The 854-nt window shown below is 50.0% G+C and carries 2 tRNA genes and 2 rRNA genes; all 4 read left to right on the top strand.

The features are described from left to right. Positions 1 to 76, top strand: a 5S ribosomal RNA gene (gene rrf, locus HI950_RS37330); the annotation flags it as partial. Positions 77 to 117: 41 nt separating this feature from the next. Beyond that, positions 118 to 194: transfer RNA gene (locus HI950_RS35405), tRNA-Ile, on the top strand. 31 nt (positions 195 to 225) lie between these two features. After that, a tRNA-Ala gene (locus HI950_RS35400) sits at positions 226 to 301 on the top strand. 160 nt (positions 302 to 461) lie between these two features. Further along, positions 462 to 854 (top strand): 23S ribosomal RNA (locus HI950_RS35395); the annotation flags it as partial.

Here is an 854-nt window from a genome sequence, read left to right as displayed (position 1 = left end):
GAACACGACCGTTAAGCCCTCCAGCGCCAATGGTACTTAGACCGCAGGGTCTTGGGAGAGTAGGACGTCGCCAAGCAGGTGTTTGATACACCTTTATATACGAACAATGAGAATTAAGGGCCTTTAGCTCAGCTGGTTAGAGCGCACCCCTGATAAGGGTGAGGTCGGTGGTTCGAGTCCACTAAGGCCCACCACTAAAAATTCTCGGAATTCGTAACCTAATATGGGGCCATAGCTCAGCTGGGAGAGCGCCTGCCTTGCAAGCAGGAGGTCAGCGGTTCGATCCCGCTTGGCTCCACCAATAATTTCATTTGTTGCGTCTTTGCTGAAGATTTACTCTGAAGCAAATTCACCACAAAACACTTGCACCTTGAAAACTGGATAACGAAAGAAAAGAATTGCTGAAACATCCTTTAGCGTAAGAAATAAAGCACAGCCAGCTTCGGTTGGTTTGTGAACTAGGTTAAGCTAGTAAGAGCGCACGGAGGATGCCTAGGCACCAGGAGCCGAAGAAGGACGTGGCGAACAACGATACCGCCCCGGGGAGCCGTAAGCAGGCATTGATCCGAGGATTTCCGAATGGGGAAACCCAGCTGTCGTAATGGACAGTTACTACTAAGTGAATACATAGCTTAGTAAGAGGCATACCAGGGGAACTGAAACATCTAAGTACCCTGAGGAAGAGAAAACAATAGTGATTCCGTCAGTAGCGGCGAGCGAACGCGGATTAGCCCAAACCAAGGAGCTTGCTCCTTGGGGTTGTAGGACGTCTCACATGGAGTTACAAAGGTGTTTGGTAGGCGAAGAGGTCTGGAAAGGCCCGCCAGAGCAGGTAAAAGCCCTGTAACCGAAAG

Origin of the sequence: Paenibacillus sp. PL91, from assembly GCF_012935325.2 — a bacterium.
Classification (GTDB): Bacteria; Bacillota; Bacilli; order Paenibacillales; family Paenibacillaceae; genus Pristimantibacillus.
The sequence above is the reverse complement of the archived record's forward strand: the minus strand, read 5'-3'. Positions and strand labels throughout refer to the sequence as shown.